Source organism: Actinokineospora sp. UV203 (assembly GCF_056323665.1).
Genome location: NZ_CM150484.1, coordinates 1,430,634 through 1,442,998, shown reverse-complemented (window position 1 = coordinate 1,442,998; position 12,365 = coordinate 1,430,634). Strand labels below are relative to the sequence as shown.

General features: G+C 70.9%; 12 protein-coding genes. 9 read left to right on the top strand and 3 right to left on the bottom strand.

Annotation, left to right across the window (positions count from 1 at the left end; translation table 11 throughout):
• The first annotated feature begins 7 nt into the window (after window positions 1-7).
• From ACUZ2Y_RS06420 to ACUZ2Y_RS06405, 4 genes are all read left to right on the top strand, one after another.
• On the top strand, window positions 8-2,365 hold the full coding sequence (locus ACUZ2Y_RS06420; RefSeq protein WP_476327876.1) for a SpoIIE family protein phosphatase: 2,358 nt from the start codon (window positions 8-10) through the stop codon (window positions 2,363-2,365).
• Window positions 2,366-2,471: 106 nt separating this feature from the next.
• A complete protein-coding gene (locus ACUZ2Y_RS06415) occupies window positions 2,472-2,819 on the top strand; it encodes an STAS domain-containing protein (protein ID WP_476327874.1) in 348 nt (115 codons plus the stop codon).
• Window positions 2,820-3,069: 250 nt separating this feature from the next.
• Entirely contained in the window at window positions 3,070-3,525 is a 456-nt protein-coding gene (locus ACUZ2Y_RS06410) for a hypothetical protein (RefSeq protein WP_476327872.1), read from the top strand.
• A gap of 67 nt (window positions 3,526-3,592) precedes the next feature.
• Entirely contained in the window at window positions 3,593-4,108 is a 516-nt protein-coding gene (locus ACUZ2Y_RS06405; RefSeq protein WP_476327871.1) for a MarR family winged helix-turn-helix transcriptional regulator, read from the top strand.
• Window positions 4,109-4,146: 38 nt separating this feature from the next.
• On the opposite strand, the gene ACUZ2Y_RS06400 is transcribed toward ACUZ2Y_RS06405, so the two are convergent.
• Complete coding sequence (locus tag ACUZ2Y_RS06400) at window positions 4,147-4,974, bottom strand: SDR family oxidoreductase (protein ID WP_476327869.1); 828 nt, start codon at window positions 4,972-4,974, stop codon at window positions 4,147-4,149.
• Window positions 4,975-5,077: 103 nt separating this feature from the next.
• Here ACUZ2Y_RS06400 and ACUZ2Y_RS06395 point away from each other — a divergent pair, with 103 nt between their 5' ends.
• The 4 genes from ACUZ2Y_RS06395 to ACUZ2Y_RS06380 all read left to right on the top strand — a co-directional run bounded on the left by ACUZ2Y_RS06395 (window position 5,078) and on the right by ACUZ2Y_RS06380 (window position 8,568).
• Entirely contained in the window at window positions 5,078-5,872 is a 795-nt protein-coding gene (locus tag ACUZ2Y_RS06395; RefSeq protein ID WP_476327867.1) for a crotonase/enoyl-CoA hydratase family protein, read from the top strand.
• Between the two features lie 227 nt (window positions 5,873-6,099).
• A complete protein-coding gene (locus ACUZ2Y_RS06390) occupies window positions 6,100-6,879 on the top strand; it encodes an ATP-grasp domain-containing protein (protein WP_476327865.1) in 780 nt (259 codons plus the stop codon).
• Between the two features lie 264 nt (window positions 6,880-7,143).
• Window positions 7,144-7,917, top strand: coding sequence for a phosphotransferase enzyme family protein (locus ACUZ2Y_RS06385; protein WP_476327863.1), 774 nt, complete (start codon window positions 7,144-7,146; stop codon window positions 7,915-7,917).
• 66 nt (window positions 7,918-7,983) lie between these two features.
• Window positions 7,984-8,568 carry a lipase family protein gene (locus tag ACUZ2Y_RS06380; protein WP_476327862.1) on the top strand — a complete coding sequence of 195 codons (585 nt, stop codon included), beginning with the start codon at window positions 7,984-7,986 and terminating at the stop codon, window positions 8,566-8,568.
• 80 nt (window positions 8,569-8,648) lie between these two features.
• Here ACUZ2Y_RS06380 and eda read toward each other — a convergent pair whose 3' ends face one another.
• Together eda and edd are read right to left on the bottom strand one after the other, a co-directional pair.
• Window positions 8,649-9,260, bottom strand: a complete 612-nt coding sequence (gene eda, locus ACUZ2Y_RS06375; protein WP_476327860.1) for a bifunctional 4-hydroxy-2-oxoglutarate aldolase/2-dehydro-3-deoxy-phosphogluconate aldolase — start codon at window positions 9,258-9,260, stop codon at window positions 8,649-8,651.
• Window positions 9,257-11,071 carry a phosphogluconate dehydratase gene (edd, locus tag ACUZ2Y_RS06370; protein WP_476327858.1) on the bottom strand — a complete coding sequence of 605 codons (1,815 nt, stop codon included), beginning with the start codon at window positions 11,069-11,071 and terminating at the stop codon, window positions 9,257-9,259. The genes eda and edd overlap by 4 nt, the downstream gene beginning before the upstream one ends.
• A 100-nt stretch (window positions 11,072-11,171) precedes the next feature.
• Between edd and ACUZ2Y_RS06365 the strand changes: the two genes are divergently transcribed.
• Window positions 11,172-12,341, top strand: coding sequence for an ROK family protein (locus ACUZ2Y_RS06365; protein WP_476327856.1), 1,170 nt, complete (start codon window positions 11,172-11,174; stop codon window positions 12,339-12,341).
• Window positions 12,342-12,365: the final 24 nt, after the last annotated feature.

The window sequence follows — 12,365 nt, the reverse complement described above, 5'->3', positions numbered from 1 at the left end:
CGATTTCGTGCACACGCCCACTGAGCCGCAGCAGCCGCTCGAGGTGGAGGGGCGGGTGGGCGAGCACGGCGACAACGCCACTGCCGGGCTGGAGAGACTGGCTGAGACGGTGCGCGGCCTGCGCGCGCAGGTCGACCGGGCACGGATCGGCGCGGACACCCGCGGGCTGATCGAGCTGGCCAAGGGCGTGCTGGTCGAGCGCCTGCACATCGGGCCCGCCGAGGCGGCCCGGCAAGTCAGCACCCTGGCCGAGCAGGCGGGCCTGTCCCAGGCCGAGCTGGCCGCCGACATCGTCAACCGCACCGCGCGCGACGGCTTCGCCCAGCTCCTGCTCGACGAGATCGCCGACCCGCCACCCGAGGTCGGCGCCCGGCTGCGCACCGCCGAGAGCGGGGTGCTGGCCGCGGGCGACGTCCAGGCCGTGACCGAGGCCATACTCGAACACGCCCTCGCGCCACTGGGCGCGACCGCCGCCGCGGTGTGGACCGTCGACCTCGACGCCTCGCTGAGGCTGGCGGGCGCGGTCGGCTTCAACCCCGACGAGATCGAACGCTGGCACTACGTCCCTCCGGGGGTCACGACCGCGGCGAGCAGCGCGCTCACCAGCAGGCGCACGATCTGGATCCGCGGCGGCGACTCTGGTGTCCTGCCGTCCATCGGCGGCGCGCAGTTCCGCGAGGGCGGGCGGGTGGCGACGCTGGCCACCTCGGGCGGCCACATCCGCGGCGTCCTGGAGATCTGCTGGCCGATGGCGATGCCCACGCAGCCACCGCAGGTGGTCCGCCAAATCGACGCGCTGGCCGAGCTGTGCGGGCACGCCATCGAGACCCGGCCGGAGGCCGCGGCCGACGCGCCGCGCGCCGACCTGACCGCGCTCGCCGACGCCATGCTCGACCCGGCGATCGTCCTGGTGCCCGAGTTGGACGAGGGGAGCGCCGTCACCGACTTCCGCGTCCACCACGCCAACGCCCGGTTCGTCGACCCCGACGGCAGGCCGCGCGAGTCGGTGGTCGGCGCGACCCTGCTGGAGGCCTACCCGACGGCCGCGGGGGAGACGGGCCTGTTCGACACCGTCGCCGAGGTCCACGCCACCGGCGCGCCGTTTCGCGCCGAGCGGCTCGCGCTGAGCGTGTCGATCGACCAGCCGCCGCTGACCGAGTTGGAGGCGCTGAGCGTCAGCCGCGTCGGCGGGGGAGTGCTGATCACCTGGCGGCCGCAGGACGAGTCGGCGAAGTCGACGATCCTGCTCGGCCACGCCCAGCGGCTCAGCCAGGTCGGCGGCTTCGACGAGGACAAGATCACCGGCGAGATCACCTGGACCAGCGAGCTGTACGGGCTCTACGGGCTGCCCGAGACCGAGGGCCCGATCCCGCTGGCCGACCTGGCCGAGCACGCCCACCCGGACGACTCGGCGACCATCACCCGGTTCCTGCGCACGCTGCTGCACCACGGCCGCCCGGCGTCCACGGTGTTCCGGATGCGCAGGCCCGACGGCGCCTACCGGCACAGCCGGGTGATCGCCGAGCCGCTGCTCGACCCCAGTTCCGGGCTCGTCGCCGTGCGCGGCGCCTACCAGGACATCTCCGCGCAGCACTGGACCGAGGTCGCGCTCGCGGCCACCCGCGACCAGCTCGTCCTCACCGAGCAGGAGTCCGCCGAGCGCAACCGGCTGGCCCTGCAGCTGCAGCGGGCCATCATGCCCTCCACGCACGACCCGATCGAGCTGCCCGACCTGCGCATCGCCGTGCGGTACCGGCCGGCGGAGAAAGACCACCTGGTCGGCGGCGACTGGTACGACGCCGTGGTCCTGCCGTCGGGCCAGCTGCTGATCTCCGTCGGCGACATCGCGGGCCACGGCATCGACGCGGCCACCGGCATGGTCGTGCTCCGCAACGCCCTGCGCGGACTCGCCGCCACGGGCGCGTCGCCGAACCAGCTGCTGACCTGGCTCAACAACGTCGCGGGCAACCTCGCCGACCATGTGCTGGCCACGGCGCTGTGCGGCCTCTACGACCCGGAGACGCGCGTGCTGCGCTGGGCCAGGGCCGGGCACCTGCCGCCGGTGCTGGTCCGCGACGGCCACGCGAGCACGCTGCCGATGCTCAAGGGGCTGCTGCTGGGCGTGAAGGCCGACGCCGAGTACGAACTGGGCGAGGTGCACCTGCGCGAGGACGATGTCCTGGTGATGTACACCGACGGGCTGATCGAGCGGCGCACCGCGTCCCTCGACGACTCCCTCGACCACCTGCTCGACATCGTCAGCACCTCCGCGGTCGACCTCGACCAGCGGCTGGACCGGCTGCTGCTGCACTGCGACGCCGACACCGACGACGACGCCTGCATCGTCGGCATCCAGGTGCGGTGATCCCCGGCTGAAGGGCGGACCGGGGCGGAACCTATACCCTTCGCCGGGATCGTGTGTCCCGAACTCAGGCACGACTGCTGGTTCCAGCGCGCTGGAGGCGTCCCCGATGACCAAGGCTCCGATGAACACGACCACCGAACGCGCAGGCGACTCGGTCCTCGTGCGGGTCGAAGGTGAAGTCGACCTCGCCACGGCCGCGGAACTCAAAGGCGTGCTCGCCGCGGCGGCCGATCTCGGCGATGCCCGGCGCCTGGTCGCCGACCTCAGCGGCGTGACCTTCTTCGGCTCCGCGGGCCTGACCGTGCTGCTCACCGCGCACGAGCGCGGGTGTGAGACCGGCGTGCCGTTCGTCGTCGTCCCGGGTGCGGAGACCTCCGCCCGCCGGATCCTGGAGATCACCGAGATGCTCGAGGTGCTGATCACGGCCGACTCGGTGGACTCGGCGATCATCTGATCCCGGAAATACACCAGGCCCCGACGACCATCACGGTCAGTCGGGGCCCGGGGTGCCCGACGGCGGGCCGAATAAGACGGTGGGGACCAAGTCCAGCCGCTAGTTACCCCGCCCTACCGGATCTCACACGTGGTTGGGGAAAAAATCTCCACCGGTTTCGAACCCCTTCGGGTGTCGATCCGCGTTTCGGCTGGTGACCTGCGGCGACGCCCGGTTGATTCAGGGCAGCCAAGCCAGGAAGAGGGAACCAATGACCCGCAAGTCCGTGATCACGACCGTGCTCGTCCTCCTCGCCGTGGCCGTGGTGGGCGTCGGTGTCGTGCTCGCCTACGACGCGTTCCGGACGCGCAAGGTCGACTCCTACGCGATCACCTACGAGGTGACGGTGGAGGGCGCGGGCGGCATCCGCAAGGTCGAGTACACGGCGGTGCCCGACGGGCAGCACCGGACCGCCGACCCGACCACCCGCACCGACGAGGCCCCGACGGCGGCGCCGTGGAGCCGCGACGTGATCATCCCGGCGGGCCGCCAGGCCAAGCTCGTCGTCACCCCGGCGGACGGCGCGGTCGTCGGGTGCAAGATCGTCCTGGACAAGGACCTCGGCAGCCCGAAGACGAAGACGCTCACCGAGAACAAGGCGCCCGCGGCCGGAGCGCCCATCACCTGCTCGACGACACTGGACGACGACCAGAGGTTCCGCCGGTAAGGGATAGCGCGGTCGGCACCACGTACGATCAGACCGTACGCAGGCCGAACGATGAGCAGGGTGAACGATGACCGAGCCGCAGCCACTGGTCCCCGGGACGGTCGGCGACCACACGAGTTGCCTGCTGGTGAAGCTGGGTCAGGTCATGTTCCGGCTGGCCGAGGAGGAACTGCCCGGCCTGCGGGTGCGGCACTACAGCATCCTGCAGGCCCTCGCCGACAACGGCCCCACGCCCCAACTCGCCCTCGGCGCGTACCTGCGGATCGACCCGGCGACCATGGTGAGCAGCCTTGACGACCTGGAGAACGCGGGCCACGCCGCCCGTGTGCGCGACCCGGGCGACCGCAGGCGGTACCTGGTGGAGATCACCGAGAGCGGCCGGACGGCGCTCGCGGGCGCCAACGAACGCCTCGGCGAACTCGATGACCAGGCCTTCGCGGAGCTGTCGTCGGCCGACCGCAAGGCGCTGCACCGGATCTTGACGAAGCTGTCCTCCGGCACCACGCTGCCCGCCGCGTTCGACGCGATCCGGGACCAGCCCGCGTCGAGGAAGCTGCCGACTTCGCGGCAGGCGTCCGCGTAGGCGGGCGGCGCGGGCGTGGGGTCTCGCCGTGACTCGGATCAGGTCGCGTCGAGGAAGATGTCGAGGGCGAGGTCACCGGTGGCACCAGCGGCGCGGTAGGCCGACAGGTCGGTGATTCCCTCCTCGGCGAGCACGTCGTCGTCGACGAAGTGGTTGCCGGTGCACTCGCGGGAGTCGCGGACCAGGATCGCGTGCGCGGCGTCGGCGACGATCTGGGGGCTGCGGGACTGGTCGGCACCGCCCAGGAGGTTCCGCACGGCCGCGGTGTCGATCAGGGTGCGGGGCCACAGCGAGTTGGCGGCGATGCCGTCGGCCTTGAATTCCTCCGCCAGACCGATCGTGCACAGGCTCATGCCGTACTTGGCGAGCGTGTAGCCGAGGTGCGCGCCCACCCAGTGCGGGGCCAGGTTCAGCGGTGGCGACAGCGTGAGGATGTGCGGGTTCGCCGCGGCGCGCAGGTGCGGGATGGCGGCCCTGCTCAGGGCGAACGTGCCCCGGGTGTTGATGTCCTGCATGAGGTCGTAGCGCTTCATGTCGAGCTTCTCGGTGCCCGTCAGATCGATCGCGCTGGCGTTGTTGATCACGATGTCGACGCCCCCGAAGCGGTCCACCGCCTGCTTGATCGCGCCGGTGACGTCGGCGTCCTCGCGGACGTCACCGACCACGGCGATCGCGTTGCCGCCCGCCTTCTCGATTTCCTCGGCGGCGGTGAAGACGGTGCCTTCCAGCTTCGGGTGTGGCGTCGCGGTCTTCGCGAGCAGGACCACGTTGGCGCCGTCCTCAGCGGCCCGCAGGGCGATGGCCAGTCCGATGCCCCGGCTGCCGCCGGACATGACGATCGTCTTGCCCGCAAGGGTCCTGACCACGGCCGACCTCCAGAAGTGTGCGTTCCAAATCGTACGTATTACAAATGATATGTCTAGCGATGTCAATTTGCGCTAGTCTGCGGCTCTCGACGAGGAGGCGACAGTGTCTGAGGCGGCAGAGGCGGTACAGGTCACCCGGGACGCCGCGGTGACCACGATCAGCATCAACCGGCCCCAGGTGCGCAACGCCGTGGACCGCCCGACCGCGGCCGCGCTCGCCGAGGCCTTCCGCGCCTTCGACGCGGACCCGTCGGCCTCGGTCGCCGTCCTCTACGGGGAAGGCGGGACGTTCTGCGCGGGCGCCGACCTCAAGGCGATCAGCACCGGGCAGGGAAACCGGGCGACGCCGGACGGCGACGGCCCGATGGGGATCTCCCGGATGCGGCTGTCGAAGCCGGTCATCGCGGCGATCAACGGGCACGCCGTGGCGGGCGGGCTGGAGTTGGCCGTGTGGGCCGACCTGCGGGTCGCTGGGGAATCCGCCGTTCTCGGGGTGTTCTGCCGGCGCTGGGGCGTGCCGCTGATCGACGGCGGGACGGTGCGCCTGCCGCGGCTGATCGGCACGAGCGTCGCGATGGACCTGATCTTGACCGGCCGCCCGGTGGACGCGGCGGAAGCCCTGCGGATCGGCTTGGTCAACCGGGTCGTCCCGGACGACCGCGTGCTGGCCGCGGCGCAGGAGTTGGCGGCGCGGATCGCCGCGTTCCCCCAGACCTGCATGCGGCAGGACCGGCTGTCGGTGTTGGAACAGGAGGGACTCGACGAGCGGGTCGCCCTCACCAACGAGTTCAGCCACGGCTTGGTGTCCCTGTCCGCCGACACCCTCGCGGGCGCGACCCGTTTCGCCGAAGGGGCTGGACGGCACGGTGCTTTCGACGGCCAGGGAAGTCCTTTGTAGACAACAAGGAAGTGGGAGCGGAACGGCCGCTTGACCAGGCCGCCGTGGCCCCCGTGCCGCCAGTGCTGTTCCATGTCGGTATGGACTCGAGCGTTTTGGTGCTGATGACTGATCACAGCTCGAGAGAGGGCAGCCGCAAGGTTTTGTCCCGCGCCGCCGAGCGGCTCACCGGAAAACCTCCGGTTTCGATCGACGCACGACACTTCTTCCCAGGTGGGAGCGGCAAGGTGACCGCCGTCGACGGCGAACTCCAGCTTGCGGTTCCCGCCGAGAATTTGGTGGTGAGACCCTCGGCTCTGGTCATCTACGAGATACCACCGGAGAAACGCCGAGGGTTCGAGGCCGCCCAGCGGCAGCTGCACGCGTTCGGGGCCGCTTCCTTGGGCACCGACGTCGAGGCCTGGCGGGTGGCAACCGAGAAGGACCTCACCGTCGAGCGGTTCACCCGCGACGGCATCGCGCAGATGGAGACCATCAGCGTGACCGCGGACGCGGACCCCGCCGCGGTCTTCGAGCGTCTGGGCCGCGACGTCTGGGCCCGCCCGGTCGTCGGCATGGGCGGCAACGACGTCTTCCACGTCACCACCGACGAGCAGCTGCACGCCGCCACCCGCTACTACGGCGAATCCGGCCTCGGCTGGCTGATGGCCCGCGACGCGAACAACTTCACCGCCGACGGGGTGCGCCAGCAGTTCCGCGTCGTCGTGCTCGACGGGCGCGTGGTCTACGCCTGCGAGCACGTGCAGGCCCAACCCGACGCGCCGTGCAACGAGACCCGAGGCGCGGTCTCGACCAGGTTGACCCTCGATGAGCTACCTCCGGAACTGCACCAGCTGGCGGTCTCGGCCACCAAGTCGCTGGGGCTCAACCTCGGCGGTGTGGACCTCGCGCTGGTGGACGGCGGCGTGGTGTTCGAGGTCAACGTGCATCCCGCGTTCAACACCTCGATCCCCATCGAGGAGTCGTTCGCCACGCCGTACATCGAGGCGCACCTGGCGCTGCGGTAGCGCCGCGGCTCCGCTGCGGGGACCCCGGCGCCTGCTTGGTCAGCCGCGGCCGAACGAGTTGTTTCCCAGCGGCAGCGGGGTGCCCGCGACGTCGAACGCGGCGAGGTTCGACTACTCCACAGTGGAACCCGAGAACCTCGCGCCTTCGACGCATCAGTAGCACCACTGCCATTGGGCAACAACGGGTTCGGACGGGCTGACAGGCCAAGGGCATCGGGCTGTCAGTGGGTGCGAAGCCCCACATGGCCTGCCAGGATGATCGCCATGGGACACGACGAGATCCCCCTCCGCGGTGGAAACGCGACCACTGGGGTGGTTCGGATCGGGCAGACCGTGCGCCGCCCCACCGGTCCCTGGACGCCCGCTGTGCACTTGCTGCTCACCCACCTGCACGCGGTCGGGTTTGTCGGTGCTCCGAAGCCATTGGGGATCGACGAGAAGAATCGGGAAGTACTGAGCTTCCTGCCGGGAACCGTGCCCTGGCCGGACCACTTCGACCTGCTCGACCCCGACGAACGCCTCGCACGTGTCGCTCGGATCACCCGCGACTTCCATGACGCGGTCGCCGGCTTCGTTCCCCCACCCGACGCGCGGTGGCAAGTCCTCATTCCGGCCAACGGGTCCGACATCATCGCCCACCACGACCTCGCACCATGGAACCTGGTCATCGGCGATCCGCACTGGGCGTTCATCGACTGGGACACCGCTGCGCCGGGCACCCGCCTGTGGGACATCGCGTACGCGCTCCACGGCTTCGTGCCGTTGTCGGCCGAGCCCCAGTGGAATCGGGTCGACGCCGGGCGCCGTGTTCGGGTGTTCGTCGACGCCTACCGGCTCGACGAGGCCCAACGCCGCGACCTCATCCCTCTGCTCGCTTCCCGCGCCAAATCCATGCACACCTTCCTCGCCGCCCAAGCCGCCGCGGGAACCCAGCCTTGGACGCGACTGTGGCGCGACGGGCACGGCACGTCCTGGCGGGCCGACGCGGTCTACATCGAGCAATGCACTCCGGAGTGGGAGCACGCATTGCTCGGGTGACCGATCACCAATGGGCAATCGCAAGAGGTCCCAACCCCGGTGTCGCCAATCGACAGCACTGCCGCTTTGTCCTCCAGGCAACACCCTCTTTTCGCCTCGGTCGTTCGGATCGGGGTCGCCCGCTTCCACGGCATCGACTTCACGCCCTACCTCAACGCCACGGGCTGGGAGTTGCTCGGGAAACTCCAGCGCGCGTCGATCGTCAACGTGCTCGCCCAGTACCCGTGGCTGACCTGGTCGAATATCGTGAAGCCGGAGTACGCCGACCCGAACTCGGTGCCTGAGCTCGTCGAGGCGATCAACAAGATCAACCTCGGTCAGGCGCCCATGCCGACGATTCCCGGCTTCATCGGCCAGGGCAACGCCGGCGTGCTGGCAGGCACGTTCAGCAATCTCCCCGGCATCGGAACCGGCGACGGCGTGATGGTGGCAGGCGACGTGCGAGCGCTCGCCAGGCAATACTGCGCCACCGGCAACGCCTCGATCAAATACTCCCAGTACGACCTGCTCGAGCACGGCACCGCGACAGTCGCTTGGGCGCCCGAGGCGATCCTGTGGCTCAACGACCGGTTCGCGGGCAAGGCGGCTCCGTCAGACTGCGGTCGGATTCCCGCGGGCAACTCACTCGCCCCGGAGTTGCCAGTGTCCTGATGCTCGCTCGGGTCGTCAGTGGACCTGCCGGTGAAGCCGAACCTGCTGAGGGCGAGTGGCGCCTCAGCAGGTTCGGCCGGTCACAGTGCCGCCGCGGCCTTGGCCGCGGCCTCGATGGCAGCCCAGTCACCGTCGACGATCGCGTTCGTGGGGGCGATCCAGGAGCCGCCGACGCAGCCGACGTTGGGCAGAGCCAGGTAGTCCGGGGCGGTCGCCTCGGTGATGCCGCCGGTCGGGCACAGCCGCACCTGCGGCAGCGGGCCCGCCACGGCGCGCAGGTAGTCGGGGCCGCCCGCGGCCGATGCCGGGAAGAACTTCATCTCCGTGAGCCCGCGGTCCAGCATCGCCATCATCTCCGAGACCGTGGCGACGCCCGGCAGATGCGGCAGCCCGGTGTCGGCCATGGCGTCGAGCAGCCGGGGCGTGCCGCCGGGGCTGATCAGGAACTTCGCCCCCGCGCGGGTCGCCGCCTCCACCTGCTCCGGGGTGGTGAGGGTGCCGACGCCGACCACCATCTCGGGGACCTCGGTCGCGATCAGTTCGATGGCCGCCAGTGCGGCCTTGGACCGCAGGGTGACCTCGATGACCGGCACACCACCAGCCAGCAGCGCCCGCGCGAGCGGCACGGCGTCATCGGCGTCGCGGATGACGACGACCGGGATGACGGGGGACAGGTCGAGGACCGAACTCATGACGCGGTCTCCGTTCCGAAGACGGTGGCACCCTGGTCGGCGGGGCCGATGGCGGCGCGGAAGGCGGCGAACAGTTCGCGGCCGGTTCCGGTGGGGGAGTTGGGTTCGCGGGGCTCAGGGGTTCGCGCGTCGAGGTCGGCGAGGACGTCGAGGGTGCCGGTCTCGGCGTCGACGGTGACGAGGTCGCCGTCGCGCAGCCGCGACAGCGGGCCGCCGTCGGCGGCTTCCGGGGTGACGTGGATGGCGGCGGGGATCTTGCCGGAGGCGCCCGACATCCGCCCGTCGGTGACGAGCGCGACCGCGTGTCCACGGTCCTGCAGCACACCGAGTGCGGGCGTCAGTTTGTGCAGTTCGGGCATCCCGTTGGCCTTGGGGCCCTGGTAGCGCACGACGGCGACGAGGTCGTGGAACAACTCACCCGCGTGGAACGCGTCGAGGAAGTCCTGTTGGTCGTCGAAGACGCGCGCGGGGGCGGTGACGACCCGGTGCTCGGCCTTGACCGCCGACACCTTCATGACCGCCCGGCCGAGCCTGCCCGAGAGCATCCGCAGACCGCCGTCGGGGGCGAACGGATCGGCCACGCCGCGCAGGACGGTCTTGTCGAGGCTCTCGGCGACGCCGTCCTGCCAGACGACACCGCCGTCGCACAGGGCCGGCTCGGCGCGGTAGGCGGACATCTCGCCCGCGACGGCCCGGGCGTCCGCGTGCATGAGGCCCGCGTCGAGGAGTTCGCTGATCAGGTACGTGGTGCCGCCGGCGGCATGGAAGTGGTTCACGTCGGCGGTGCCGTTGGGGTAGATCCGGGTCAGCGACGGCACGACGGCCGACAGCTCGGCGAAGTCGTCCCAGCGCAGGGTGATCCCGGCGGCGGCGGCGATCGCGACCAGGTGCATGGTGTGGTTGGTGGAGCCGCCGGTGGCCAGCAGCGCGACGACGCCGTTGACGACGGCGCGTTCGTCGATCACCTCGCCGATGGGCGTGTAGTTCTCGCCCAGGCGGGTCAGGTCGAGGACGCGGCGGCCCGCTTCCTCGGTGAGCGCGGTGCGCAGCGGCGTGCCCGGGTTGACGAAGGCGGCGGCGGGCAGGTGCAGGCCCATCGCCTCCATCAGGAGCTGGTTGGAGTTCGCAGTGCCATAGAACGTGCACGTGCCGGGTCCGTGGTAGGCCGCCGACTCGGCGGCCAGCAGCTCATCGCGGCCGACCTTGCCCTCGGCGTGCAGCTGCCGGACGCGGCTCTTCTCCGCGTTGGACAGGCCGGAGGTCATCGGGCCCGCCGGAACCAGGATCGTCGGCAGGTGCCCGAAGGCCAGCGCGCCGATGACGAGCCCGGGCACGATCTTGTCGCACACACCGAGCAGCAGCGCGCCGTCGAACATGTCGTGGGACAGGGCGAGCGCGGTGGACATGGCGATCACGTCGCGGCTGAACAGCGACAGCTCCATGCCCGCGCGGCCCTGGGTGATGCCGTCGCACATCGCGGGCACGCCGCCGGCGAACTGGGCGACACCACCGGCTTCGGCGATGGCCCGCTTGAGGATGGCGGGGTAGGCCTCGAACGGTTGGTGCGCGGAGAGCATGTCGTTGTAGGCGGACACGATCGCGATGTTCGGCTTCACCGCCGCGCGCAGCGTCAGCTTCTCGGCGGGGCCGCAGGCGGCGACGCCGTGGGCGAGGTTGGCGCAGCCGAGCGATCCTCGCGCGGGTCCCTGAGCCGAGGCGGCGCGGATTCGGTCGAGGTAGGCGGCGCGGCCCACGGCGCTGCGCTCGGCGATGCGGGCGGTCACGGCGGCGACGGTGGGATGGGTGCTCACGGCGTTCAGGTTAGCCAGACTTCTGTATCGATACAAGCAACCTTAGGTATTAAAAGTACTTTAGTGTTCAGTGGACCTCCGATGGACAGGAAGTGATGGGATGGCGGCAGGACCAGTCATGGCCCCGGGCGCGTCCGCCGGTGAGGTGTTCGGACTCATCCGTGGCGGCCTCGCCGAAACCCGCGCCGACCTGGGCAGACTCACCGGCCTGTCGCGCACCGCCGTCACGCTGCGGGTTGACCAGTTGATCGACCGGGGCTTGGTAGTGGAGACCGCGGCGGGCGGGTCGACCGGCGGCCGTCCGCCGACGCGGCTGGTGTTCAACGCCGACGGCGGAGTCGTGTTGGCCGCCGCACTCGGTGCGAGCCGCAGTCAGCTGGCCGTGTGCGACCTGTCCGGCCGCGCCCTCGCGACAGCGACGGTGGAGTGGGCCGACGACCCGGCGGTCGTGCTGGCGGCGGTGGCCGACTCGTTCGACCGACTGCTGGCGGGCCGCAGGCCGCTGCGGGGCATCGGTGTGAGCGTGCCCGGCACGGTCGAAGCGGGCACCACCCGCAGCGTCAGCCCGTCGGCCTGGGTCGATGTCGACATCCCCGCGTTCTTCGCCGAGCGGTACGGCGTCCCCGTGCGGGTCGACAACGACGTCAACGCCCTCGCGCTCGCCGAGCACCGCGCGCACCCCGACATCGACGACCTGCTGGTGATCAAGGTGTCCACCGGCATCGGCGCCGGGATCATCTCCGGCGGCGGCCTGCGCCGGGGCGCCATGGGCGCGGCGGGGGAGATCGGGCACACGAAGGTCGTGGACGGTGGCGGCGCGGTGTGTCGGTGTGGCGGTGTCGACTGCCTGGAGGCGGTCGCAGGCGGCTGGGCGCTGGTCCGCGAACTGACCGCGCTCGGCCGGAATGTCGGCACCGCGCTCGACGTGGCCGACCTGGCCCGCGCCGACGACCCGGACGCGCTGCGCCTGGTCCGGGCGGCCGGGCGGCACCTCGGCGGGGTGGTCGCGGCCGCGGTGAACCTGCTCAACCCGGCGATGATCATCGTCGGCGGTGACCTCGCGCGCGCGTACGAGCCGCTGGTCGCGGGGATGCGTGAGCTGATCTACCAGTCCGCGGCCGCCACGGCGACCCGCGACCTGCGGATCGAGCCGGGCACCCTGACCGACGGCGGCACCCGCACCGGCTGCGCGGTCATGGTCCTAGACGACGTCCTATCAGCGGCGTCGGTGAACGCGACTGTCGCGGGCAGGCCCGTCGCTGTCGGGTAATCGGTTGTCCGAGCGGCGCGTGGT